General features: G+C 64.5%; 25 protein-coding genes. 15 read left to right on the plus strand and 10 right to left on the minus strand.

What is annotated here, in order from left to right; genetic code table 11:
• The first annotated feature begins 27 nt into the window (after positions 1-27).
• Positions 28-1,632 (plus strand): murein biosynthesis integral membrane protein MurJ, encoded by a 1,605-nt coding sequence (murJ, locus tag LCM4576_RS32525; RefSeq protein WP_071036403.1) that lies wholly within the window; start codon positions 28-30, stop codon positions 1,630-1,632.
• On the opposite strand, the gene LCM4576_RS32530 is transcribed toward murJ, so the two are convergent.
• A complete protein-coding gene (locus LCM4576_RS32530; protein WP_040988650.1) occupies positions 1,607-2,011 on the minus strand; it encodes a type II toxin-antitoxin system VapC family toxin in 405 nt (134 codons plus the stop codon). The genes murJ and LCM4576_RS32530 overlap by 26 nt on opposite strands.
• Positions 2,011-2,256, minus strand: a complete 246-nt coding sequence (locus LCM4576_RS32535) for a type II toxin-antitoxin system VapB family antitoxin (RefSeq protein ID WP_071036404.1) — start codon at positions 2,254-2,256, stop codon at positions 2,011-2,013. The genes LCM4576_RS32530 and LCM4576_RS32535 overlap by 1 nt, the downstream gene beginning before the upstream one ends.
• Before the next feature lie 179 nt (positions 2,257-2,435).
• Between LCM4576_RS32535 and trpS the strand changes: the two genes are divergently transcribed.
• From trpS to LCM4576_RS32550, 3 genes are all read left to right on the plus strand, one after another.
• Positions 2,436-3,503 carry a tryptophan--tRNA ligase gene (gene trpS, locus LCM4576_RS32540; protein ID WP_071036405.1) on the plus strand — a complete coding sequence of 356 codons (1,068 nt, stop codon included), beginning with the start codon at positions 2,436-2,438 and terminating at the stop codon, positions 3,501-3,503.
• Between the two features lie 153 nt (positions 3,504-3,656).
• Positions 3,657-4,148, plus strand: coding sequence for a universal stress protein (locus LCM4576_RS32545; RefSeq protein WP_040988654.1), 492 nt, complete (start codon positions 3,657-3,659; stop codon positions 4,146-4,148).
• A 183-nt stretch (positions 4,149-4,331) separates the two neighbouring features.
• Entirely contained in the window at positions 4,332-4,901 is a 570-nt protein-coding gene (locus LCM4576_RS32550) for a NifU family protein (protein WP_040994447.1), read from the plus strand.
• 190 nt (positions 4,902-5,091) lie between these two features.
• On the opposite strand, the gene LCM4576_RS32555 is transcribed toward LCM4576_RS32550, so the two are convergent.
• Positions 5,092-5,709 (minus strand): L,D-transpeptidase, encoded by a 618-nt coding sequence (locus tag LCM4576_RS32555; protein ID WP_040988659.1) that lies wholly within the window; start codon positions 5,707-5,709, stop codon positions 5,092-5,094.
• 227 nt (positions 5,710-5,936) lie between these two features.
• Here LCM4576_RS32555 and cueR point away from each other — a divergent pair, with 227 nt between their 5' ends.
• Positions 5,937-6,341, plus strand: coding sequence for a Cu(I)-responsive transcriptional regulator (gene cueR / locus LCM4576_RS32560; RefSeq protein ID WP_071036406.1), 405 nt, complete (start codon positions 5,937-5,939; stop codon positions 6,339-6,341).
• A gap of 6 nt (positions 6,342-6,347) precedes the next feature.
• On the opposite strand, the gene LCM4576_RS32565 is transcribed toward cueR, so the two are convergent.
• On the minus strand, positions 6,348-7,313 hold the full coding sequence (locus tag LCM4576_RS32565) for a helix-turn-helix domain-containing protein (protein WP_071036407.1): 966 nt from the start codon (positions 7,311-7,313) through the stop codon (positions 6,348-6,350).
• Positions 7,314-7,545: 232 nt separating this feature from the next.
• On the opposite strand from LCM4576_RS32565, the gene LCM4576_RS32570 reads away from it, so the two are divergent.
• The gene (locus tag LCM4576_RS32570) at positions 7,546-8,334 is read left to right on the plus strand and encodes an outer membrane protein (protein WP_083354620.1); all 789 of its coding nucleotides are present in this window, start codon (positions 7,546-7,548) and stop codon (positions 8,332-8,334) included.
• 7 nt (positions 8,335-8,341) lie between these two features.
• On the opposite strand, the gene LCM4576_RS32575 is transcribed toward LCM4576_RS32570, so the two are convergent.
• Positions 8,342-8,812 carry a nucleoside deaminase gene (locus tag LCM4576_RS32575; RefSeq protein WP_041008124.1) on the minus strand — a complete coding sequence of 157 codons (471 nt, stop codon included), beginning with the start codon at positions 8,810-8,812 and terminating at the stop codon, positions 8,342-8,344.
• 141 nt (positions 8,813-8,953) lie between these two features.
• Here LCM4576_RS32575 and LCM4576_RS32580 point away from each other — a divergent pair, with 141 nt between their 5' ends.
• The 4 genes from LCM4576_RS32580 (at position 8,954) to LCM4576_RS32600 (ending at position 12,878) form a co-directional block, all read left to right on the plus strand.
• Complete coding sequence (locus LCM4576_RS32580) at positions 8,954-9,190, plus strand: hypothetical protein (protein WP_071036408.1); 237 nt, start codon at positions 8,954-8,956, stop codon at positions 9,188-9,190.
• 1,177 nt (positions 9,191-10,367) lie between these two features.
• On the plus strand, positions 10,368-10,868 hold the full coding sequence (locus LCM4576_RS32590; RefSeq protein WP_071036769.1) for an MmcB family DNA repair protein: 501 nt from the start codon (positions 10,368-10,370) through the stop codon (positions 10,866-10,868).
• Between the two features lie 179 nt (positions 10,869-11,047).
• Positions 11,048-11,794 (plus strand): SDR family NAD(P)-dependent oxidoreductase, encoded by a 747-nt coding sequence (locus LCM4576_RS32595; RefSeq protein ID WP_071036410.1) that lies wholly within the window; start codon positions 11,048-11,050, stop codon positions 11,792-11,794.
• A 43-nt stretch (positions 11,795-11,837) separates the two neighbouring features.
• The gene (locus LCM4576_RS32600; protein ID WP_071036411.1) at positions 11,838-12,878 is read left to right on the plus strand and encodes an RNA polymerase subunit sigma-70; all 1,041 of its coding nucleotides are present in this window, start codon (positions 11,838-11,840) and stop codon (positions 12,876-12,878) included.
• 3 nt (positions 12,879-12,881) lie between these two features.
• Here the strand turns inward: LCM4576_RS32600 and nhaA are convergent, their stop codons facing one another.
• From nhaA to LCM4576_RS32625, 5 genes are all read right to left on the minus strand, one after another.
• Positions 12,882-14,078: a Na+/H+ antiporter NhaA gene (nhaA, locus tag LCM4576_RS32605; RefSeq protein ID WP_071036771.1), complete on the minus strand. Its 1,197-nt coding sequence runs from the start codon at positions 14,076-14,078 to the stop codon at positions 12,882-12,884.
• A 341-nt stretch (positions 14,079-14,419) separates the two neighbouring features.
• Positions 14,420-14,983 carry an ActR/PrrA/RegA family redox response regulator transcription factor gene (locus tag LCM4576_RS32610; protein ID WP_071036412.1) on the minus strand — a complete coding sequence of 188 codons (564 nt, stop codon included), beginning with the start codon at positions 14,981-14,983 and terminating at the stop codon, positions 14,420-14,422.
• A gap of 232 nt (positions 14,984-15,215) precedes the next feature.
• Positions 15,216-16,541: an ActS/PrrB/RegB family redox-sensitive histidine kinase gene (locus tag LCM4576_RS32615; protein WP_071036413.1), complete on the minus strand. Its 1,326-nt coding sequence runs from the start codon at positions 16,539-16,541 to the stop codon at positions 15,216-15,218.
• A gap of 362 nt (positions 16,542-16,903) precedes the next feature.
• Positions 16,904-19,366, minus strand: coding sequence for an ATP-dependent helicase HrpB (hrpB, locus tag LCM4576_RS32620; RefSeq protein ID WP_071036414.1), 2,463 nt, complete (start codon positions 19,364-19,366; stop codon positions 16,904-16,906).
• A gap of 45 nt (positions 19,367-19,411) precedes the next feature.
• Positions 19,412-20,302, minus strand: a complete 891-nt coding sequence (locus LCM4576_RS32625; protein WP_040988677.1) for a DMT family transporter — start codon at positions 20,300-20,302, stop codon at positions 19,412-19,414.
• 21 nt (positions 20,303-20,323) lie between these two features.
• Here LCM4576_RS32625 and LCM4576_RS32630 point away from each other — a divergent pair, with 21 nt between their 5' ends.
• From LCM4576_RS32630 to LCM4576_RS32650, 5 genes are all read left to right on the plus strand, one after another.
• The gene (locus tag LCM4576_RS32630; RefSeq protein WP_071036415.1) at positions 20,324-21,022 is read left to right on the plus strand and encodes a PIG-L deacetylase family protein; all 699 of its coding nucleotides are present in this window, start codon (positions 20,324-20,326) and stop codon (positions 21,020-21,022) included.
• A gap of 234 nt (positions 21,023-21,256) precedes the next feature.
• Positions 21,257-22,588: an ABC transporter substrate-binding protein gene (locus LCM4576_RS32635; protein WP_071036416.1), complete on the plus strand. Its 1,332-nt coding sequence runs from the start codon at positions 21,257-21,259 to the stop codon at positions 22,586-22,588.
• Positions 22,589-22,698: 110 nt separating this feature from the next.
• Entirely contained in the window at positions 22,699-23,646 is a 948-nt protein-coding gene (locus LCM4576_RS32640) for a carbohydrate ABC transporter permease (protein ID WP_071036772.1), read from the plus strand.
• Positions 23,643-24,593, plus strand: coding sequence for a carbohydrate ABC transporter permease (locus LCM4576_RS32645; protein WP_071036417.1), 951 nt, complete (start codon positions 23,643-23,645; stop codon positions 24,591-24,593). Before LCM4576_RS32640 ends, LCM4576_RS32645 begins: the two co-directional genes overlap by 4 nt.
• Positions 24,590-24,796, plus strand: a complete 207-nt coding sequence (locus LCM4576_RS32650) for a hypothetical protein (protein ID WP_041001242.1) — start codon at positions 24,590-24,592, stop codon at positions 24,794-24,796. The genes LCM4576_RS32645 and LCM4576_RS32650 overlap by 4 nt, the downstream gene beginning before the upstream one ends.

The raw sequence follows: 24,796 nt of genomic DNA on the forward strand, positions 1-24,796 counted from the left end.
GCAATTTTTCTGGCAGTCATTCCCAGCATGAGCCTCGTCAAGAAATTCGCCACCGTCGCCTCCGGCACGCTGATGAGCCGCGCGCTGGGTTTCGGCCGCGAGATGCTGATGGCGGCGGCGCTCGRCACCGGGCCGGTCGCCGATGCCTTCAACGCCGCCTTCCAGTTCCCCAATACCTTCCGCCGGCTGTTCGCCGAAGGCGCCTTCAACGCCGCTTTCGTGCCGCTCTTCGCCAAGGAGATCGAGCAGCACGGCAATGAAGGCGCCAAGCGCTTCTCGGAGGAAGTGTTCGGCGTGCTGTTTTCGGCGCTTTTGGCGCTGACCATCGCGATGGAACTCGCGATGCCGCTGATCGTGCGCTACCTGGTGGCGCCGGGCTTCGCCGACATTCCGGGCAAGTTCGAGACGACCGTCACGCTTGCGACGATCATGTTCCCTTATCTCATCTGCATGTCGCTCGGCGCCATGATGGCGGGCATGCTGAACTCGCTGCGCCGCTATTTCGCGGCGGCGATCGCGCCCGCCTTCCTCAACATCATCCTGATCAGCGTGCTCGCCTATGCCTGGTATCACGGGCTCGACGCGCATGATGTCGGCTTCGGGCTGTCCTGGGGCGTGCTGGCGGCGGGCATCGTGCAGCTCGCCATCGTCTGGGTGGCGGTGCGCCATGCCGGCATCTCGATCGGCTTCCGCCGGCCGAAGATGACGCCCAACGTCAAGCGGCTGCTGATCCTGGCGCTGCCGGCGGCGATCACCGGCGGCATAACCCAGATCAACCAGCTGATCGGCACGGCGATCGCCTCGGGGCAGAACAGCGCCGTGTCCTCGCTCGCCTATGCCGACCGCATCTACCAGCTGCCGCTCGGCGTCGTCGGCGTGGCCGTCGCCATCGTGCTTTTGCCGGAACTGTCGCGGGCGCTGAAATCGGGCAATCTGATCGAGGCCGCCAATCTGCAGAACCGCTCGGTCGAGTTCACCCTGTTCATGACGTTGCCGGCGGCCGCCGCACTCTGGGTGATGTCGGAGCCGATCGTGCGGCTGGTCTATGAGCGCGGCGCCTTCGCCGCCAACCACTCGACGCCGATTGTCGCTTCCATCCTCGCGATCTTCGGCCTCGGCCTGCCGGCCTTCGTGCTGATCAAGGCTTTCACGCCGGGCTATTTCGCGCGCGAGGACACGCGCACGCCGATGATCTTCGCAGCAATCTCGGTCGGCGTGAACGTCGCCACCGCATTGACTTTGTTCCCTTCGATGGGCGCGCCGGGCATCGCGGTGGCCTCGGCCGTCGCCGGCTGGGTCAACGCGCTGATGCTGCTCGGCATGCTGATCAGGCGCGGCCATTGGGGCCGCGACATCCCGCTCTTGAAGCGTATTCCGCGGCTGGTGCTGTCGGCGGCGATCATGGCGACGGCGCTTTACTTCGCCGAACACTACTTCGCCGCCAGGCTCGGTCCCGGCTCGCCGCTGGTGGTGAAGGCGACGACGCTGTTCGCGCTGGTCGGCGGGGGTGCGGCGCTCTATTTCATCGCCGCCTTCGGCACCGGCGGCGCCGATTTCGGCATGATCCGCCGGAACGTTCGGCGCGGGTCGAAGACAACGCCGCCTGTTACGGAACAGTCTCCAGATCCGTGAGCCTGAATTCGTCTGCCGTAGAGAGCATCGGAACGGCGTAATAGCGAGCGCAAGCGTAGTGGAAACAATCCGCCATGTTCAGGCGCATGGCGTTGCTGCGAAATCGTGACGCGGCCTCAATGGATAGCGACGCTGCCTCGGGCGCCGGCGGAAGCTCGCGTAACGCAATTGCGCGTTCTTCGAGAAAGCGGCCTACAATCTCCGCACTTCTGACGACCGGTATGGCCAGCTTTTCCGGCCGAGCTAGCGCCATGGCGGCTTCCCACACGGCGATGGCGGAAGTGAACGGTGCCGATGCTTCGGTGACCGCTCGCGCGCAGCGTTCGGCTTCGACCTCGTTGCTCAGCATCGCGACGATGGCTGCTGCGTCGACAAACATCAGTCGTCGCCCGACAATTCATCGTAGACCGAGCGAGGCAGCGGCTTGCGCGCTTGCTCGCTGAGCTTGATCCCAAATTCAGCCCGCAACCGCGCCRCCGTTTCCAAAGGCGTTTCACGATTGCGGCGACGCTCCAATGCCTCCCGCATCGCAATCACGATCGCCTCGGTGAGACCGACCCCTTCGACTTTAGCGAAGGCCCGTGTCAGCCTGTCGRCTTCCTTGTTGTTGATGTTGATGGTCATGTCTACATTTCTGCGTGTAGCCAGTAGTATGTAGTTCCATCCACGGAGTGTCAATTGTGAGCTCGTCTCAATTGGCTCAATTCCAAGCTCTTGATCCCACAACCACCTTCGTTCATAAGCGCGCCGTCGAAAGACTTTCGCCGCGCGCGAAACGGCCCTCCACAAGCCATGAGGACATCATGACCGCCTTCAAGCCACTCGTCTTTTCGGGCGTCCAGCCGACCGGCAATCTGCATCTCGGCAATTATCTCGGCGCCATCAAGAAATTCGTCGCCCTACAGGAACAGTCCGACTGCATCTATTGCGTCGTCGACCTGCATTCGCTGACGGCGCAGCTCGTGCACCAGGACCTCGGCGACCRGACGCGCTCGATCACCGCAGCGTTCCTGGCCTCCGGCATCGACCCGAAGAAGCACATCGTCTTCAATCAGTCGCGGGTCATCCAGCACGCCGAGCTGGCCTGGATCTTCAACTGCGTGGCACGCATCGGCTGGATGTACCGCATGACGCAGTTCAAGGACAAGGCAGGYAAGGACCGCGAGAACGCCTCGCTCGGCCTGCTCGCCTATCCGAGCCTGATGGCCGCCGACATCCTGCTTTACCGCGCCACCCATGTGCCGGTGGGCGAGGACCAGAAGCAGCATCTGGAGCTCACCCGCGATATCGCGCAGRAATTCAACAACGACTTCTCCGAGAAGATCGCGGCGCTCGGCGTCGGCGTCGAGATGAGGATAGGCGAGGAGACGGTGAACGGCTATTTCCCGATCACCGAACCGGTCATCGGCGGCCCGGCGGCGCGCATCATGAGCCTGCGCGACGGTTCCAAGAAGATGTCGAAGTCGGACCCGTCTGACCTCTCGCGCATCAACCTGACGGACGACGCCGACACCATCTCGAAGAAGATCCGCAAGGCCAAGACCGATCCGGAGGCCTTGCCGAGCGAGATCGACGGGCTGGAAAGCCGGCCCGAGGCGGAAAACCTCGTCGGCATCTATGCCGGCCTGGCGGAGATCTCGAAGGAAGACGTGCTGAAGCAATATGGCGGCCAGCAGTTTTCCGTGTTCAAGCCGGCGCTTGCCGACCTTGCCGTGGAAAAGCTGGCGCCGATCGCTGCGGAGATGCGCCGCATCGAGGGCGACCGCGCCTATGTCGATGCCGTGCTCAAGGATGGCGGCGACCGCGCCCGCGCGATCGCCGAGGGCACGATGAAGACGGTTCGCGACATCATCGGCCTGCTGCAGGACTGATCGACAAGTAGTTGTTTCGACGCAATTCCGGACGGAAAACCGCTACACACTTTTCCTGGAATTGCTCTGGGACCATTGCCGTACCGGCCGGCGGCTTGCCGCCGGTCCGTGGCGGTGGCAGATTGCGGCTGAAACCATACCGAGCAGATAGACATGGTCTCCAAACGCCTCAGCCGCGAAGCCGGGCATCGCAGAAAATTCCTGGCGATCATCGACGACACGCCGGAATGCGAGCGCGCCGTCGCCTATGCCTCGAAGCGGGCGCAGCACACCAGCGGCGTGCTGGTACTGCTCTATGTCATCGAGCCGGACGATTTCCAGCACTGGCTGGGCGTGGAAAAGATCATGCGCGAGGAAGCAAACGCGACGGCGCGCGGGGCACTCGACGGCTACGCCAACAAGGTGCGTCAGAGCGTCGGCATCGAGCCGGAACTGGTCGTGCGCGAAGGCAAGCCGACCGAGGAGATCCACAAGCTGATCGAGGACGATCAGGACATCGCCATCCTGGTGTTGGCGGCCGGCGCCGGCAAGGAAGGCCCGGGACCGCTGGTCAGCGCGGTTGCCGGCCGCGGCGCGGCTTTCCCTATTCCAGTGACGGTGGTGCCGCAGAACCTGTCCGACGAAGAGATCGACAGTCTCGCTTAAGCCATCTCAATCGGGCGACCGCCAACCCGACCACCGCGACCCACTTCAAAACTCATGGCGGAGGCGATAAAACATTCCGCCAGCCAGCCGTTCGCAGCGACGCGTTTCGCTTGAATGTCCAGCCGATAGAGCCTATTTAGAACTATTCCAAACTATCGGCCCGCGAAGGGCCTGGAGATACCCATGTTCATCCAGACCGAATCGACGCCGAATCCGGCGACGTTGAAGTTTCTTCCCGGCAAGGAAGTGCTGCGCGAAGGCACCGCCGATTTCCGCAACGCCGAAGCCGCGGCGGAGGCCTCGCCGCTGGCCGGCCGGCTGTTCGAGATCCCGGGCGTCACCGGGGTTTTCTTCGGCTATGATTTCATCACGGTGACCAAGGACGGCCCGGACTGGCAGCATCTGAAGCCGGCGATACTCGGCGCCATCATGGAGCATTTCATGTCCGGCGCGCCGGTCATGGCTTCGGCCGCTCCGGCGAGCGAAGCCGGCGGGACCGGCGAGTTCTACGACAAGGCCGACGAGGAGCTGGTGCTGACCATCAAGGAACTGCTCGATACGCGGGTGCGTCCGGCCGTCGCGCAGGACGGCGGCGACATCACCTTCCGCGGTTTCGAGAACGGCACGGTGTTCCTGCATATGAAGGGCGCCTGCGCCGGCTGCCCGTCGTCGACGGCGACGCTGAAGCACGGCATCCAGAACCTGCTTCGTCACTTCGTTCCCGAGGTGCAGCAGGTCGAGCAAGTCGCCTGAGAGTCCGCCAGCCGCGTGGCGGCGGAGCGAGTTCTGATCCAGAACGCAGAAAACAAAAAACCGGGCCCCAACAGCCCGGTTTTTTGTTTTCAGGACGTCTTGTTGTTGCCTAGACGGTCCGCTTGCGAAACTCTTTAGTTGACCATGATCTTTTCCGAAAACCGGCTTCCACCTTTCGGGATCATGGTCCTTACATCACGATGACCTTGGCGCCGACCGACGTGCGGTCGTAGAGGTCGATAATATCCTGGTTCATCAACCGGATGCAGCCCGACGACATCGCCTTGCCGATCGAGAACCATTCCGGGCTGCCATGCAGGCGGTAGCCCATGTCACCGCCCTTGTTGAAGAGATACATGGCGCGCGCGCCGAGCGGGTTCTTCAGACCCGGCTCCATGCCGCCGGCAAATTTGGCGAGCTCGGGCTGGCGCTTGATCATCGGCGCCGGCGGCGTCCAGGTCGGCCATTCGCGCTTCAGCGCGATATGGGCGGTGCCGTGCCATTCAAAACCTTCGCGGCCGACGCCGATGCCGTAGCGCATCGCCATGCCGTCGCCTTCGATGAAGTAAAGGAACTTGTTCTGGGTATCGACGATGATGGTGCCCGGCTTCTCGGGGGAGTCATACCGCACTTCCTGGCGGTGATACCTGGCGGGGACTTTTTCGATCGGGATGCGCGGCAGCTGATAGCCGGCATCGGTCATCGCGCCATAGTTGTTGGTGAACATTTGCCCGCCGATGGTGCTRCACCCGCTGATCGCGGTCGACAGCGCAAGAGCGGCGAGGATTGCAAATGACTTCAAGCGCATGAATAGGTCCGACGCCCCGTCTCTATGGCAGCGGCACGAGTCGGCCGCTTTGCTGCCATCATTCATGCTGGCATTTCTTTTGCTTGCCAAGCGCGCACTGCCTATATGCAAGACCTTACCTGCCGGTAAGTGCCGAACTGCGGCATTTCGGCAACAGGGTTCACAGGATTGTGAAACAAAATCAATGAGGCGGCTCATAGAGCCGCCTGGAGTCCAAGGAGAGTGCCATGAATGTCGGTGATGCCGCCGAGCGTTCCGGCCTGCCGGCCAAGACCATCCGCTACTATGAGGAGATCGGCCTGATCCGCCCGGCGCGGGCCGGGAACGGCTATCGCGACTACTCCGGCGACGACGTCCATCGGCTGGCCTTCCTGCGCCGTGCGCGCAATCTCGGCTTCTCAATCGAAGATTGCAGGCAGCTGATGGCGCTCTATGAGGATCGTGGCCGCGCCAGCCACGACGTGCGCGAGATCGCCGCCGCCCATGTCAGGGCGATCGAAGAGAAGGTGCGTGAATTGCAGTCGATGCGCTCGACGCTGCAGAAGCTCATCCATGCCTGCCATGGCGATGACAGGCCGGACTGCCCGATCCTGGACGACATGGCGGGCGCGGCGGACCAAGTATCCGCCTGAAAGAAATTACCCGCCGCGATATTGCGTGGGCGAGGCGCCGAAGCGAGCCCGGAACCGCCGGTTGAAATAGGATACGTCGTTGAAGCCCGCGGCGAGCGCGATGTCGCTTACCTTCGTGGCGTCGTTGCGGATGTCCGACAGCATGGCGCATGCCTTGCGCAGCCGTAGCTCCAGCACGCGCTCGGCAAAGGTGCTGCCGCTCTCGAGCAGAAGCGTGTTGAGATATCGACGCGAAAGCCCGATCGCACGGGCCACCATCTCCGTCGACAGCGCCGGGTCGGTGAAGCGTAACTCGATCACCGCCAAAGCTTCACGCAGCCGCGCCGCGCGCAGCCCGCGGCCGATCGCGATCTCCGCGGCATCGCCCTTGGCCCCCAGCGCCAGCACGATCAGATCGGCCAGCGCCGTTCCGGCCTGCCGCGAAAGCGCCGGCTCCTCATCCACCTCCTCGGATCGAAGCAGGAAGTCGATCATGCGCTCCAGATGGCGCACGGCGGGACTTRCCGGGTCGAGCCGCGTCACCGGGCGGTCGTCGGCATGCGGCACCTGTCTCAGCAACGAGGCGCGGGGGATGKAGGCCAGGACCCATGACGTGACGCCGTCGGTGAAGCTGCGGCAGGGCTGGGCGACGTTGTAGGCGATGCCGTTGCCGAGCCGCAGCGACAGATCGCAATCGGCGACCGACCATATCTGCGGCTTGGGGCTGCGGTAGAATCCGRCGAAGATATCGTCGCGGTCGTTGGCGACATGCCGGCGCGTGCGCACATAGTATTCGGTCGTGGTCTCGAACAGGCCGACGCGAAGCTCGCCGAGGAAGCGCATCTTCGTCGCCGTCGCGAAAGGCTTGTCCTCGGCATGCCTGATCTCGGCATTGCCAAGTTGCTCCATCCACATGTCGCGCCAGAGGCGAAAGCGATCCCTGTCGCTCAGATGCGCTGGCAGGCTGGCCGACGAAAAATCGATCTTCTGCATGGATGGAAATCTGTTTGCCCCGTTCTCAGCCTAGCACGACTGTGCCAGCGGGGGTCGACCAAAAAGAAGCCAAAAGGCTCCCCAGTCCAATCCTAGAGCCACCCGGTCCAAGCTGTGATCATTTGGATCGGTGTTCGTTGYAGCCGCGCCACATTCCCAATCGATTTCAAACCGCGCCCGCCCATCCAATGCCGGAGCCCGTCCGTCCAAGACGGCAGCCGCAAAATCAGCCATGGCTGCACGTGCCAAGATCAATTTCGGGGACTTTCGCATGAGATTTTTGCACGCGGCCGGTATCGTGATCGCAAGCATGTTGCCGCCGGCGGCTTGGGCGGCCGACATGAACGCCGTGAGGCAAGCGCCGGCCCGGGACTGGAGCGGGTTCTATCTTTCCGCCGGCGGCGGGTTCGGCTGGTGGAGCGCCGACCAGTACACCGATTTCGGAGGCTTTCCTGCGCCGGGACCGTCGGTGGGGACCAGCGGCAGCGGCGGCTTCGCCACCGTAGGCGGGGGCTATGACTGGCAATTCACCCCCAATTGGGTGGCCGGCGCCTTTGCCGACGCGCAGTTCGGCGACATCAGGGGCTCGATCAAGGCGCCCTTCGAGCAATATTCTGGCACCACGAGCAACAGGCTGAACTTTGCCGCGGGGCTTCGTCTCGGCGTACTGGCCACTCCGGACGCGCTGATCTACGTGGATGGYGGCTACAGCCACGCCGAGTTCACTGGCTCCGGCCTCGACCCGGCGCCGCTCGTGCCCTTGAGCGTTGCGGGGCAACATTATGGCGGTTGGTTCGTGGGCGGCGGCGTCGAGAACACGCTCGACTTCACGGGCATCGCTTCACCGGGCTGGTCCATGAAGACCGAATACCGCTTTGCCGACTACGGCCGCAGAAGCGCGGGCATGTATGTCGAAGCCACCGGAGCCCCGGACAGCGCCATTTCCTTCAAACCGACCGTGCAGACGCTCTCGCTGTCGCTGGTCTACCGATTCAACGAGGCGGGAAACGCCAGCTTCTGAGACCGTGTCAGCGCTTCCAGAAATCGCGATGCGGGGCGAGCAATTCGTCGGCGATTTCGGGAAAGGGGCCGAAGACCTCGATCTTCTTCTGGCCGGAGGCGAAGACGGTGCGCGAGGCGAGGTTCATCGTCGGATTCTCCTCGTGATCGCCGGTGAGCGCCAGGAGGCTGGTTTCCTCGACCCCATAGACCAGGCGCCCGATATTCGCCCAGTACATCGTGCCGGCGCACATCGCGCACGGTTCGAAGGTCGAGACCAACGTGCATTGCCACAGGAACTCAGGCTCATAGGCCGCCGCGGCGCGGCGGGCGAGCTCCGTCTCGGCATGGCGCACCGTGTCGAGATTGCCCTGCCGCATCAAAACGCGATCGTCCGGCCCGATCAGCACGCAGCCGAACGGATGATGCCCATGCACCGCCGCCTCGCGCGCGACGGCGTCGGCGGACCGGAGGTGGGCAAGCATCTGATCGCGGGTCATGGGGAAATCCTCTCAGGGCGAGATTGCTGCCGAGGGGCATGGTTAGCAAGACCTAATCTTGCGTGAACCACGGCCAAGCATCCCGCTTGGCTTTACGCTCCACGCATTTCCGGTTTGGTGCTATCTTGACGATTGTGCACAATGAGATTGCCGGCCATGAGTCTCCAGGAAGACATCGGACGGGTCGAGCAGCATATCCGCGAGATCGAACAGCGGATCGAGCGCCAGCGCGCGGTCATCGCCCAGGCTGAGGAAAGCGGCCTGCCGACGGACGGCCCGAGCAACTTCCTGTGGTTCCTGAAAGAGACATTGAGCCTGAGCCGCGACCACCTGGCCAGGCTCCTGGCGGATGAATTTCGAGCGGSGGATTCGCAATAAGGGTCCCCGAAGCCCTCATATTCCACGGGCTGTCAGGAATCCGCACTGACTCGATGGCCAAGCTCAGGAGTGCATCTGGCTGAATTCATCCGCCGGTTTGGGCCAGATCACCTTAAAGCTGGCCCGCCCGAGATGGCTGTCACGGGCGGGCTGTCAGGTCATCCCCAACGGCGGCACGACAAGCAGTGTTCCAGTCCTACGGGATGCGCCGCGCTGCACAACGTGGGAGGTCAGGCAATGTTCCCCCCGTTTTGGGCCGGGTCGCGCTAGATCGTGAACTCACAAACCGGCACCGTAATCGCGCTGGAGCGCGGGACCGGCTCGTCCCCAAGGTTACCCGCGCCCAACCGGCCTTTGTCCAGCCATCGGATCACAGCAGGATCCCGTCGCCTCGCACTAGCGACGGATTTCGACCGCCGGTCTGTATAATCGCCCGCCCTTTGGCGATTATATCTTTCACAGGACGCCGCATTCATCCGCTTGTTGGGCCTGAGTCGCTAGCTGTGCCCTAGCTTCCTGAGCGGCTTGGATAAAGCGGTCCACATCACCATCGGGAATTGGAAAGACTATGCATCGCCAGCCGTATGAAAACTCATACGGCATGTCTGCGCACCATCGTCAGAACGATAAACTTTGAACGATAGCGTGAAGTCTCGAGTCTCGACGTCTTCCTGCTTTACGAGCCGTTCCGACCAGAACCGCCGCCATCCTTTTGCTATAGATTGCCAATCCAAATGGCCGCTCCCCGGTTCAAAACCCAAGGTAGAAACCTATCGCCGGGCGGTTAAGTATTGTAAAATACAATCGCAGCTAGAGGTCAAACCGCTGGTCTGCGGGTGGGTCTAAGTAGGCTTTAGCGCCCTTGCCGCTCTCGGTAGAGCATCCAGAGCGGCACGGTTACCATAGCGAACGCCATTAAGGCCAACTCGACCCAGTAAGTAAATGGGTCAAGGGCTCGCTCTATGGGGTGATCCTTGAAAGGAATCCGGCTTGTCCAAAGGGATTGGGCAACCAGCCAGGCTAGAGCAAGCTCCATAGCGATTACAACGGCTCGCATCATAAACTTATTGGGTTGCCTCATGCGCTTTTCGTATCAGCGCTCCCGGCTTTTCAAAATATATAATCGTGCGCCCATTGCGGGTTCAAACCGTGAACAAAATCTGGCATGGTGCGTCCCATGCCCATCGTTTCCCCGATTCCCCTCAACCCGTTGATCGACGGCCGCCAGTCGGAGCGGGCCATGCTGGTGCGGCGCGGCGTGCAGCGGCTGCTCACCGAAATGGGCGCGCATGTGCTGCCGGAGCTGTCTTTGGCCACCGGGCGGCGCGCCGATCTCGTCGCGCTGACCAGGCAGGGCGACATCTGGATCATCGAGATCAAATCCTCGATCGAGGATTTTCGCGTCGACCGCAAATGGYCGGACTACCGGCTGCACTCCGACCGCTTCTTCTTCGCCACCCATCCCGGCGTGCCGGCTGACATCTTTCCCGAGGAATGCGGCTTCATCCTTTCCGACGGCTACGGCGCGGAGATCCTGCGCGATGCGCCGGAGCACCGCATGGCGGCCGCGACGCGCAAGGCGCTGATGCTGCGGATCGCGCGGGCGGGCGCCGCGCGGCTCCTGGCAGCCGAGCTTGCCGGCGTCGCCGTGCCGGCGCTGGACGGCGAGAGCGAATAGGTTCTTTTCCCGAGGATTAGGTGCCGGGGTCCTTGACGTCTGGCGTGGGGCCAGGCTCGAACCTCCCCTCGCCTGCGGCCGGCAAGAATTTTCATCTCGCACCGATGATTTTCGCTCATCCCGATTGTCTTCACCTACAGGCGCGTCCGGATGGCCGGCGGCCTGGAAGAGGTGATCACATGAAACCGTTGCAAAATCAGAATGTCGTCGTCGTCGGAGGCAGCCGGGGCGTCGGCCGCGCGATCGTGGAAGCCGCGCTTGGCGCGGGAGCGACCGTGCTTGCCGTCGCCCGAGGCGCCGCCGACCTGAAGCAGCTTGCCTGGGAACGCCCGGGCTTGAAGACATTGGCCGCGGATGCGACGGCGGAAGCCGCGCCGCAGGCGGTTTTCGATGCGCTGGCGCCCGACCTGCTGGTGGTCTGCGCGGGGGCGCTCGCCGCTGCCGCGCCGATCCAGGAGCAGAGCTGGGACGTCTTCTCGGCGAACTGGGAAATGGACGTCAAGGCATCGTTCCTGTTCTGCCGCGAAGCCCTCAAGGGTCGACTCAAAGCGGGCAGCCGGGTGGTGCTGATTGCCAGCGGCGCCGCCATCACCGGCGGCCCGCCGAATTCGGGCGGCTATGCCGGCGCCAAGCGCATGCAGATATTTTTGGCCGGCCATTGCCAGAAGGAATCGGACAAGCTCGGCCTCGGCCTGCGTTTCATGGCGCTTTCGCCGGCCCGCATCATGCCGGGCACCGGGGTCGGCGATCGCGGCATCGACAGCATCGCCGCCTATATGGGCATCCGCCCGGCCGACTTCCTCGCCAGCTTGAGCGACATGCAGACGCCGGACGATGTCGGACGGGCGGTGGTCGAGCTCGCGACAGGCAAGCCGCAGGGCAGTTCCTTCACGGTAAGCGGCAGCGGCCTTGCGGCGGCGGCATGAGGCGCGCAGGATGCGGGTCGGATTCAGCGCCCCGGGGCTTCCCATGACTGATGCTGCCGGCCCTATCGAGCCTTTGGGCCGGCCGGGCCAGCCGGTGCTCGACCGGCTGGCCTTCGAGCGCCTGACCGTCGCCCACCGCCGCGCGCTCAAGCTGCATTGCTACCGGATGATGGGCTCGCTCAACGAGGCGGACGATCTCGTCCAGGAGACGTTCCTCAAGGCCTGGCGCGCGCGGTCGCAATTCGACGGGCGCGGCTCGGCGCGCGGCTGGCTTTACGCGATCGCCACCAAGAGCTGCCTCAACGCGATCAAGGCACGGTCGTCGGCTGGGCGCATTCTCGAACAGCCTGGACGGTCGCCCTCCGAAGGAGGCGCGAACGGTGGCCCGACCGCGGAGCTCGCCTGGCTGGATCCATATCCGGACGTGGAGCTCCCGGATATTGCCGACGACAGGCCTGGTCCGGAAGCGCGCTACGAGGCCCGCGAGGCCGTGCGGCTCGCTTTCGTCGCGGCGATCCAGTTGTTGCCGCCGCGGCAGCGCGCGGCCCTGCTGCTCTGCGATGTGCTCGGATGGTCCGCCATCGAGACGGCGCAGTTGCTCGGCGGATCGACGGCCTCGATCAACAGCGCCTTGCAGCGGGCCCGCGCGACGCTGGGCAATCGCCAGGTGCGCACGACGCAGCGGTCGCGACCCAGCGCGGACGAAGGCGTGCTGCTCGAACGCTATATGCAGGCCTGGCAGGCCGACAATCTCGACAGACTCGTCGACCTGCTGCGCGAGGACGCCGTCTACCACATGCCGCCATGGCGGGAATGGTACCATGGGCGCCCGGCCGTCGGCGCTTTCCTCCGAACCGTCTGGGGAAATTTTGCCGCCTATCGAGCGGTGGCCATCGGCGCCAACGCCCAGCCGGCCGTGGGGGTCTACGCGCTCGGCCGCCAGGATTCCGCCTGGCGGCCGCATTCGCTGCATGTGATCGAACCAGCCGAAGACAGAATCGCCGCGCTGACGATCTATGTCCCGCCGCTCGGCCCCGCCTTGTTCGCGGCCTTCGGCCTGCCGCCGGAGCCAGTTGCGTCCTGAGGATCAGCCCAGATCTTCTTCCGCCCCGCCGGCCGCCGGTGCCGTCAGCAGCACGGCGGCGCCGAGCAGCGCGGCAACCAGCGACCCCGCGAGGATGCCGACCTTCACCGCGTCCTGGAGCGCCGGGTCGGCGGCGAAGGCGAGCAGGCCGATGAACAGGCTCATGGTGAAGCCGATGCCGCACAGCAGCGAAATGCCCAGCATATGCAGCCAGCCGGCATTGACCGGCAGGTCGGCGAGGCCGAGCCGGATCGCCAGCGCCGAGGAGCCGAAAACGCCGACCAGCTTGCCGAGAACCAGGYCGGCGGCGACGCCCAGCGTCAGCGGTTCGACAAGGGCTGCAAGGCTCAGGCCGCCGAGCGAGACCCCGGCATTGGCAAAGCCGAAGATCGGGATGACGATGAAGGGCACGAGCTTGTGCAGGCCGTGCTCCAGCCGGTGCAGCGGCGAATGTCCCGTATCGTGGCTGATGCCGGGAGAACGCTCCAGCGGGATGGTGAGCGCCAGCGCGACGCCGGCCAACGTGGCATGCACGCCCGATTTCAGCACCAGCACCCACAAGACGACGCCGAGCAGGAGATAYGGCCAGAGTTTCATGGCCCGCATGCGGTTGAGCAGGACGAGCAAGGCAATGACCACGAAGGCGGCGGCCAGATAGGCGAACGACAGGCCGCTGGTGTAGAACAGCGCGATAATGACGACGGCGCCGAGATCGTCGATGATGGCCAGAGCGGTGAGGAAGACCTTCAGCGCGGCGGGCACGCGGCTGCCGAGCAGCGAAAGCACGCCGAGCGCAAAGGCGATGTCGGTGGCGGTGGGGATCGCCCAGCCGGAGAGCGCCGCCTGATTGTCGCGGTTGATCAGGACATAGACCAGCGCCGGCACCGCCATGCCGCCGGCGGCGGCGATGCCCGGCAGCACGCGGCGCGGCCAGGTCGAGAGCTGTCCGTCAAGCATCTCGCGCTTGATCTCCAGCCCGACCAGCAGGAAGAACACCGCCATCAGCCCGTCATTGATCCAGTGCGAGACGCTGAGCGGCCCGAGATAGGCGTGCAGGACGGCGAAATAGGTCTCGGCCAAAGGCGAGTTGGCGACGATCAATGCAAGGGCCGCGGCCACCATCAGGATGATGCCGCCGGCGGCCTCGCCGTCGAGGAACTCGCGCAGGATCGATCTCGGCCGTTGATCCAAAGCCTGCATTTCGACTCCTCGCTTCCCTTTCGGCGGCGCGATGATGCGCAAACTTCAACGGCCGGGCAAGCGCCACAATTTTGCGAACGCCGGCGCCGCCCCTCATCTGCCTGCCGGCATCTTCTCCCCGTGGAACGGGGAGAAGGGCGCTGTCGCCGGCGGTTTCRCCAATCGCCAACGTTGCAAGAAAAGCGCCAAGGCTTCGGACGGCCCCTTCTCCCCGTCACCATACGGGGAGAAGTGCCCGGCAGGGCGATGAGGGGCAGCGCCGGCCTTGGCGGTTGGCATCTTTACTGCAAGCCGGACCAAGGCCGGCCTGGAGGTGCATAACACTGCGCGCTCAGCGCTGATTAGCGCGGTGCCCGCTTTGCGAGGATCCGCTGCAGCGTGCGGCGGTGCATGTTCAGGCGGCGCGCCGTCTCGGAAACGTTGCGGTCGCACATTTCGTAGACGCGCTGGATGTRCTCCCAGCGCACGCGATCGGCCGACATCGGGTTTTCCGGCGGCGCCGCGCGCTCGCCCGAGGTGCGGGTAAGCGCGGCGAACACGTCGTCGGCATCGGCGGGCTTCGAGAGGTAGTCGACGGCGCCGAGCTTCACCGCCGTCACCGCGGTGGCGATGTTGCCGTAGCCGGTCAGGATGATGGCGCGGGCGTCGTCGCGCTTCTCGCGGATGGCGRCCACGACATCGAGGCCGTTGCCGTCGCCCAGCCGCATGTCGACCACCGCATAGRCCGGCGGATGGGCGCGCGCCTTGGCGACCGCCTCTTCCACGCTCTCCGCCGTCTCGACCACAAAGCCCCTTGTCTCCATGGCCCGGGCAAGYCGGGTGAGGAACGGCTTGTCGTCCTCGACGATGAGCAGCGAGGTGTCCTCGCCCTCGACCATTGCGCCAGTCGTTTCGTCTCCGCTCATCTTATCGGCATCCTACTGATCTGAAGCGCACCGCGCCGAACCTATTCTGGCGGGGGGCCCTTCCGATCCTTGTTTCCGGGCATGTCGTCTTCCCAAAGCCGCTGCACGGTTTTAGGCGACATGCCTCACTTTTACGCAGATACAGTCCTGCAAGAACAATGTCCAATTTTTAGAGCCGGCAACAGAGCTGCCATGCGGCAATTGCAAGGTTTAAGCACCGTCCAACCAAGATTTACGCGTTGTCGAACATGGTGGCCGAAGCCTGGTCCTGGTTGAGGAAGAGGCCGCGCGGCCAGGAAATCTGCACCACCGCGCCCTCGCCGAGCCCGCTCGAATTGCGGAAATCGATGGTGGCGCCGGAGCGCTCCAGCAAGGTCTTGGCGATGAACAAGCCCAGCCCCAGGCCGCCGCCGGCCTCCGTGCCCTGGCGCGTCGACATGTAGGGTTCGCCGATGCGATCGATGATCTCGGCCGGGAATCCCGGCCCGTCATCGGTGATGGTGAAGGTGACCGCCTCATTGTCCCAGCTCCAGCTGACGGTGAYGGACTTGCGGGCGAAATCGACGGCGTTCTCGACCAGATTGCCGAGCCCGTAGATGACGCCGGGGCTGCGCCGCCCGACCGGCTCGGGGCCGATACGCTCGCCGGGTCGCAGCCGGATCGAGATGCCGAAATCGCGATGCGGCGCCGTCACCTCCTCGATCAGCGAGGTGAGCGGCATGCGCGACAGATGCGCCTCGCCTTCCGACGAAAGGCTGGTCAGCCGCTTCAGGATCTCGCGGCAACGCTCGCTCTGCGAGCGCAGCAGCTTGACGTCCTCGCCATATTTCGGATCCTTGCCGAGCGCCTTTTCCATCTCCTTGGCGACGACGGTGATGGTGGCCAATGGCGTGCCGAGCTCATGCGCGGCGGCGGCAGCCAGCCCGTCCAGGGCCGAAAGATGCTGCTCGCGCTGCAGCACCAGTTCGGTGGCGGCCAAAGCGTTGGCGAGCAGGCGCGCTTCCGCGGCGACGCGGAAGGCATAGATGGCGGTGAAGGCGATCGAGGCGAAGACCGCCATCCACATGCCGGCGACATAGATGAAGGGCATCGGCAGCGGCGATCCCTCATACCAGGGCAGCGGCAGGTGAAAGAACACCAGCAACGTCGCGGCCACCATGACCAGCGCGCCGAGGATCGCGGTGAACCGCAGCGGCAGCGACGCGGCCGAGATGACGACCGGCACGGACAGCAGCACGCAAAACGGGTTGGTCAGRCCGCCGGTCATGTAAAGCAGGCCGGTAAGCTGGATGCCGTCGAAGGTGAGGATGGCGAAGGCCGAAAGCGGGGTGAGCCGATGCGCCGCCGGATAGCGGAAGGTGAGCCACAGATTCATCCAGGCCGACAAGGCGATCAACGCGAAGCACATCGACACCGGCAGCGGGAATTTCAGGCCATAGGCGACGACGAGCACCGCGATGCTCTGGCCGACGATGGCGAGCCAGCGCAGGCGGATCAGCGTGTTGAGCCGCAGCCGCTGGCTTTGCTGGGAATCGGGCGCGCGCAGGATGTTGATCATCGACTTACGATTATAACCGCGAGAGGGTAAGCGCTAGTAGTGCTGAAAAGGCGACCTAAGCGATTGGCAGCCGGTGCTTCATCGTTCGTGAACACTCGGGATTGACCGAGGCGCCTCGCGACTTCGTCATCCACGGGCGGAGCGACGCGAAGCGGAGCGCAGACCCGAGGATCCATTCCGTGACTTCCAAGCGTTGCCACGGTGCAGAATTCTGCTCCGCTGCATTCTACGGTCGAGGTAACGGAATGGATCCTCGGGTCTACGCGCGTCGCTTCGCTCCTTGCTCCGCCCGTGGATGACGAAGTGGCGAGGTGTTTGCCCCAATCGCAAAGGTATGCGGCTCATTGCTGTGAGCCCTATCACTACGTTCCGCGCGGCTTGGCGCGGCTGGTGGCGGCGGCCAGCAGCGGGTTTTCCGGCCAGACGTGCTTGGGGTAGCGGCCGCGCATGTCGGTGCGCACATCTGTCCAGGAGCCGCGCCAGAAGCCGGGGAGGTCGCGCGTCGTCTGGATGGGGCGGTGCGCCGGCGACAGCAGCTCCAGCGTCAGCGGCACCGTGCCGCCCGCGATCGCCGGATGACGGTCGAGGCCGAACAGCTCCTGCACGCGGATCGCCAGCACCGGCCACTCGCCGTCATAGCGGATCGGCACATGGCTGCCCGACGGCGCGTCGAAATGGGTCGGCGCCAGCACGTCGACCTTGCGCTGCAGGTCGTGCGGGACCAGCGCCATGAGCGCCGACGACAAAGTCGCCGGCTTGATGGCCGCGAAGGAGGCATCGCCGGAGAGAAAGGGCAGGAGCCAGTCGTCGAGGCCCTCGATGAGGGCCTTATCCGAAACATCGGGCCAGGGTGCGCCTAAGCCGCGATGCAGCCAGCCAAGCCGCTGGCGGAGCGTTTCCGCCTCCTTGCCGCAATCGAGCAGCGACAGGCCGTGCTCTCTCAGGGCGTCGAGAATGGCGCGGTCGGCATCGGCGCCGGACGGCGCCGGCAGCATCCGCTCGGACAGCGTGATGGCGCCGAGCCTGGCGGTCTCGCGCACGCGCACGGCGCGGCGCTCGCGGTCGAAGCTCGTCTCGCGCTTCGTCTCGATGCGATCGGCAAGGGCGGCGCGAATATCGGCTTCGCCGACCGGCGCGGCGGCGGTGATGCGGGCGTTCTGCGCCTTGCCCTGCAGGTCGGCGACGACCAGCCAAGCTTCATTGGCAAGCGGATCGGCGGCATCGACCATGGCGCCCGAGCCGTTGGCGAGCACGAAGCGGCCGCGCTCGCCGCGCGCCCTTGCCACGCGATCCGGCCAGGCATGGATCAGGAGGCCGCCGGCAGAAATCGCTTCGCCGCCCTGCCCGCCACCGGCCTGTCTGGCCAAACGTTCGGCAAGCTGCCTGGCGGCGTTGGCGCGGGGAGATTTCTCGCCACGAAACCGGATCAGACGCCGCTCCAGGTCGGCGCTGTCGCCGCCGAGGCCGCGCTCGGTGAGCAGCACGGCGAGCATGGTCGCTTCCCGCGCATGGCCGGTCTTCGCGGCCTCAGCCACCATATGYGCCAGCCGCACCGGCAGCGCCAGTTTGCGCATCGCGGCACCCGCCTCGGTCAGCCGTCCGGTATTGTCGATGGCATGCAGCGCCGTGAGCAGCACCCTCGCTTCGTTGAGCGCCGGGGCCGGCGGCGGATCGAGGAAGGAAAGGCTGGAGGGATCGGCGACGCCGAAGGCGGCGCAGTCGAGCAGCAGGCCGGACAGGTCGGCCTCGARCATTTCCGGCGGCGTGAAGGCGGGAAGCGACGCGGTCTGCTCGGCGCGCCACAGGCGCACTGCCACGCCGGGTTGGGTACGGCCAGCGCGGCCGGCGCGCTGGTCGGCCGAAGCCTTGCTGACGCGGACCGTCTCTAGCCTGGTCAGGCCGCTTGCCGGCTCGTAGCGCGGCAGGCGCGACAGGCCGGAATCGATGACGACGCGCACGCCGTCGATGGTGATCGAGGTCTCGGCGATCGAGGTCGCCAGCACCACCTTGCGGCGACCGGCCGGCGCCGGCCTGATTGCCTGATCCTGGGTCCGGTTGTCGAGCTGCCCGTAGAGCGGAACGATGTCGGTGTCGGCCGCGACATTGCCCGCGAGCCGCTCGGCGGTGCGCTCGATCTCGCGCTGTCCGGGCAGGAAGGCGAGCACGCTGCCCTGCTCGCCTGCCAGGGCCGCGCGCACGGCTTTGGCCATGGCGTCCTCGATCGCCGTTCCGGCCGGCCGTTCGTCGTAGCGGATCGCGACCGGAAAGGCCCGGCCCTCGCTTTCGATCACCGGCGCTTCCGACAAAAGCTTCGCCACGCGCGCGCCGTCGAGCGTCGCCGACATGACCAGCAGGCGCAGGTCAGGCCTCAGCGCGCCCTGCACGTCGAGCGCCAGCGCCAGGCCGAAATCGCCGTCGAGCGACCGCTCGTGGAATTCGTCGAAGATCACCGCCGAGACGCCCGGCAATTCCGGGTCGTCGAGGATCATGCGCGAGAGCACACCTTCGGTGACGACCAGGATTTTCGTCCGCGTCGAGGTCCGGTTCTCCATGCGCATGGCGTAGCCGACCGTGCCGCCGGGCTCCTCGCCGAGCAATTCGGCCATGCGGCGGGCGGCGGCACGGGCGGCCAGCCGCCGCGGCTCGAGCAGCACGATCCGGCCCTGCCCTAGCCACGGCGCGTCGAGCAGCGCCAGCGGCACCAGCGTCGTCTTGCCGGCGCCGGGCGGCGCCACCAGCACGGCGCTATTGCGCGCGGCAAGTGCAGCGGCAAGCGCCGGCAGCGCGGCTGTGACCGGAAGCTCCGGCAGGGGTCTCGTCATCATGTCGCCCGCATATCAGCGGTCGCGGTCGCCATGCAACGTATGCGCTCAAAGCCTGGTGCGCGAAAACGGGTTCCAGCGCACGGTGCCGAGCCTCACCTCCTCGCGCACCATCGTCAGCAGGCCCGAGGCGCCGACCACCGCCAGGCCGACCAGCGACAGCCAGTCGGGATATTCCTGAAAGAACAGCGCGCCGAGGATGACCGCCCAGACGATCTGCGAGTAATGCGTCGGCGCGATGCGGTTCGCGGGCGCGTATTTGACCGCGAGCAATTGCAGCAGCTGTCCGCCGGCGGTAAAAATGCCAGCCAGCACCAGCCAGACCAGTTGTCCGAGACCGGGGAGCGAGAACGACGTCGCGGCCGCGCCGACGCCGTTGAAGACAAGACCGTAGCCGACCAGCGCGCCGAGAATGGTCGTGCGCTTTTCCTGCTGGGCGAGCGAGCGCATCAAGATGACGCTGGTGGCGGCGAGGAAGGCGTTGGCGAAGGCGGCGAGATGGCCGAGATGCAATTCGCGAAAGCCTGGCCGCACCACCAGCATGACGCCGACAAAGCCGGCGACGACGGCCAGCCACCGCCAGGGGCCGACCCTTTCCTTCAGGATGACCGTCGACAGGATGGTGACCAGCAGCGGCGCCAGGAAAATCAGCGCGTAGACTTCCGCCAACGGAATGGTGGTGAAGGCAAAGACACTGAGCACGCCGGATGCGATGCCCGCCAAGGCGCGCGCCTGCACCGCCCATGGCCTTTTGGTGCGCCAGGCGTCGCGCCAGCGTTCGTCGCTCGGCTTGGTGAAGAACAGAAAACAGCCGGCAAACAGGGTCGAAAAGAAGCCGATCTCGAAGACGGTGAACTGCCCGCCCAGGCTCTTGATGACGGCGTCGCTGAACGAATAGCTTGCATAGGCGATCAAGGCGAGCAGGATTCCGTTCGGCATACCATTTCCGGGAGAGAAGACGTGAAGATACTGGCGCTGGGGGCACATCCCGACGACATCGAGATATTCATGTTCGGTACGCTGGCCGCCTATGCCGCGCAAGGCGCAGAGCTTAATTTTGCGATAGCCACCGATGGTGCCAAAGGCGGTACTGGGGACCCGGCGGCGCTCACCCGCTTGCGGCGCAAGGAAGCGGCCAAGGCGGCAGGGCTGCTCGGCGTCGAGCCGCGCTTCCTCGACTTTCCCGACGGCGAACTCGTCGCCGATGCCGYGCTTGTTTCGGCGCTGAAGGCGTTGATCCACGAGGTGAAACCCGACCTCGCCATCACCCATGCGCCCTATGATTATCATGGCGACCACCGCGCCCTTTCCGACGGCGTGCGCATCGCGGCGTCCTTCGCGGTGCCGGTGCTGCATGCCGACACACTTGGCGGCACCGGCTTTTCGCCGACGCATTATGTCGAGATCTCGCATCACTGGGACATCAAGGCGAAGGCGATCCGCGCGCACCAGTCGCAAGGTCCGGAGCACTATGTGCACAGGGCGCGCCTCCAGAACGAGTTTCGCGCCGGCCAGTGCAACGGCGCCTCCGGCGCGCTGGCGGAAGCCTTCCGCTTCGAGCCGACTTTCCCCTTCGCCGACATACGCGCGCTGTTGCCGCCGGCGCCGGCGATCCGGCCGGTGATGGCGAGCCCGGGCCCCGCCAAACCGGTCAGCTGACGGCTGCGGAACGCAGCGTCCGGCGATCATTTCCCAACGATTTCAATGACCCGTTTCGCCATGCTGCGACGCAGCAACGAATTCGCTTGCGTTGTTTAGTAAAAAGAGCATCACTAAACAAATTACTAAACATCGGCTGCGCATCTCGCGCCTTGTTTAGGCCCTCGGAGGAGCGAGGGTTGAGGGGCTCTTGAAACCGTCATCCGGACGCGTTTCGCAAATGGGAGGTAAGGCATGAAATCGACCTTGAAACTGGCGTTGGGACTGGCCTCGGCGATCTTTGCGTCGACAGCCGTCTCGAACGTCGCGCATGCGGAAGACCTGACGCTGTGCTGGGCGGCCTGGGATCCGGCCAACGCRCTCGTGGAACTGTCCAAGGACTTCACCAAGGAAACCGGCATCGGCATGAAGTTCGAGTTCGTGCCATGGACCAACTACGCCGACCGCTTCCTCAACGAGCTCAACTCGCACGGCAAGCTCTGCGACCTGATCATCGGCGACAGCCAGTGGATCGGCGGCGCGGCCGAGAACGGCCACTACGTCAAGCTGAACGACTTCTTCGACAAGGAGAAGATCAGCATGGACGACTTCGTGCCGGCGACCGTGGTCGGCTATTCGGAATGGCCGAAGAACACGCCGAACTACTGGGCCCTGCCGGCCATGGGCGACGTCGTCGGCTGGACCTATCGCAAGGACTGGTTCTCGCGGCCGGAGCTGCAGAAGGAATTCAAGGAGAAATATGGCTGRGACCTCGCCCCGCCGACCACCTTCGACCAGCTGAAGCAGATCGCCGAATTTTTCCAGAAGCGGCAGATCGACGGCAAGACGGTCTACGGGGCCTCGATCTACACCGAGCGCGGCTCGGAAGGCATCACCATGGGCGCCATGGACGTGCTCTACAGCTACGGCTTCCAGTATGAGAACCCGAAGAAGCCGTACGAGATGGAAGGCTTCGTCAATTCCGAGAAATCGGTGAAGGGGCTGGAGTTCTACAAGGCGCTCTATGATTGCTGCACGCCGCCCGGCGCTTCCAACAGCTACATGGGCGAAGGCGTCGACGCCTTCAAATCCGGCCAGGTGGCGATGCATATGAACTTCGCCTTCACCTGGCCCGGCCTGCAGAAGGACGAGAATGTCGGCGGCGACAAGATCGGTTACTTCGTCAATCCGAAGGGTCCCGACGGCGATCAGTTCGCGCAGCTCGGCGGCCAGGRCATCTCGGTGGYCTCCTATTCCGATAAGCAGGAATCGGCGCTGAAATACATCAAGTGGTTCRCCAACAAGGACGTGCAGGCCAAGTGGTGGTCGCTCGGCGGCTATTCCTGCCTGAACTCCGTCGTCAAGGATCCGAAGTTCCCGTCCAGCCAGCCCTATGCGCAGGCCTTCCTCGACTCGATGGCCATCGTGAAGGACTTCTGGGCCGAACCGAGCTACGCGCCGCTGCTGCAGGCTTCGCAGAAGCGCTTCCACGACTATGTCGTGGCCGGCCAGGGCTCGGCCAAGGACGCGCTTGACGGTCTCGTCAAGGACTGGACGCAGGTGTTCCAGGACGACGGCAAGATGTAACCGGCTCCTCCCGAGCCCAAACCGCAGCGTCCCGTGCCGCCTTGGCACGGGACGCAGTTCAGATAAATTCCATAGCCGAGACTTACCCCGTGACCGAAGCAGGACTTACCATGCTCAATCGGACTGCGGACAACGTTGCCCGGGCTACCCCGGAGCCGTTGGCCAAGAAGATCCGGGGCATCAGCGACAAGGGCCTCGCCTGGCTGTTCATCTCGCCGACGATCCTTTTGCTGTTGGCCATCAACATCTTCCCGCTGTTCTGGGCGATCTATCTTTCCTTCACCAACTACCGCGCCAACCGCCCCAACGAAGTGGTGAAGAATCTGGGGCTCTCGAACTACCAGCGAATCCTCGGCGACCAGGACATCTGGATCGCCATGCAGACGACGGCGCATTTCGTGTTCTGGACGATCCTGCTGCAGACGGTCATCGGCTTCACGCTGGCATGGCTGATCGACCGCAAGTTCCGCGGCCACGCTTTCTGGACCACCATCATCCTGGTGCCGATGATGCTGTCGCCGGCGGTGGTCGGCAATTTCTGGCGTTTCCTCTACGAGCCGCAGATCGGGCTGTTCTCCTATGTCGTCTCGTTCGTCACCGGCATTCCGCCTACGAATGTCCAGATGCTGTCCAATGTCGAGYTGGCGCCCTGGGCGATCATCATCGTCGACACCTGGATGTGGACGCCTTACGTGATGCTGATCTGCCTCGCTGGCCTGCGCTCCATTCCCGAATACATCTACGAGGCGGCCGAGGTCGACCGCGCCTCGAACTGGCGGCAGTTCTGGTYGATCACGCTGCCGATGGCGCTGCCCTTCATCATGCTCGCGGTGCTGTTCCGCGGCATCGAGAACTTCAAGATGTTCGACATGGTCAACCTGCTCACCGGCGGCGGACCAGGCTCGACCACCGAGGTCGCCTCGATCACGCTCAAGCGGCAGGCCTTCGAAAGCTGGCGCACCGGCTATTCCTCAGCCTTCGCCATCATCCTGTTCGTCGCGGTGTTCGGCCTCGCAAACATCTACGTCAAGGCGCTCAACAAGGTGAAGCAGAGATGAGCCTGACCACCGCCCATTCCGTCGTCGCGCCCTCGTCGAACGCCAAGCTGATCGCCGRCACGATCATCATCGCCTATGCGCTGATCTCGATCGTGCCGCTGTTGTGGATCTTCGCCACYAGCTTCAAGACGCCACCGGATTCGATCGCCTATCCGCCGAAGATCGTCTTCCAGCCGAGCATCGAGGGCTATTGCAACCTCTTCACCACCCGCACAAGGCAGACGCCGGAATATATCAACTCATTGGGGCCGGCGACCGGCTTCTGCGACGAGACGGTGCGCAAGCGCAACATGGTGATCGCCGGGCCGTCGAACTTCCTGCCGCGCTTCGTCAATTCGCTGATCATCGCCTTCGGCTCGACCTTCTGCGCGGTGTTTTTGGGCACGCTCTCGGCCTATGGCTTCTCGCGCTTCAAGGTGCCGCTCGCGGACGATCTCCTGTTCTTCATCCTGTCGACGCGCTTCATGCCGCCGATCGCGGTGGCGATCCCGATCTACCTGATGTATCGCGAGCTCGGCCTCTCGGACACCGCGCTCGGCATGATCCTGCTCTACACCGCGGTCAACGTCTCGCTCGCGGTCTGGCTGCTCAAGGGCTTCATCGACGAGATCCCGCGCGAATACGAGGAAGCCGCGATGATCGACGGCTATACCCGGCTGCAGGCCTTCTGGCGCACCGTGCTGCCGCAGGCGACGACCGGAATTGCCGCCACCGCCATCTTCTGCCTGATCTTCGCCTGGAACGAATATGYCTTCGCCGCACTTCTGACTTCCGGCACGGCGCAGACCGCGCCGCCCTTCATCCCGACCATCATCGGCGAAGGYGGCCAGGACTGGCCGGCGGTGGCGGCAGGCACGACCATCTTCCTGGTGCCGATCCTCGTCTTCACCATCCTGCTCCGCAAGCAATTGCTGCGCGGCATCACCTTCGGCGCGGTGCGCAAATGAGCACGATCCAGACTGCAAAACGCAAATCGCGCTGGCCCGTCTGGGCAAGGCGCGGGCTGATGGAAAACATCGCGACGGCGATCATCGCGATCGGCTTCCTGATGCTGTTCCAGCCCTTCGCGCTGGCGCTCTACACCTATTCCTTCGTCACCATGCTCGCCGGCACGGTGATGTTCATCATCGTCTCGAAATTCCCGGAATAA

It is taken from the genome of Mesorhizobium sp. LCM 4576, from assembly GCF_001854815.1.
Classification (GTDB): Bacteria; Pseudomonadota; Alphaproteobacteria; order Rhizobiales; family Rhizobiaceae; genus Mesorhizobium; species Mesorhizobium plurifarium.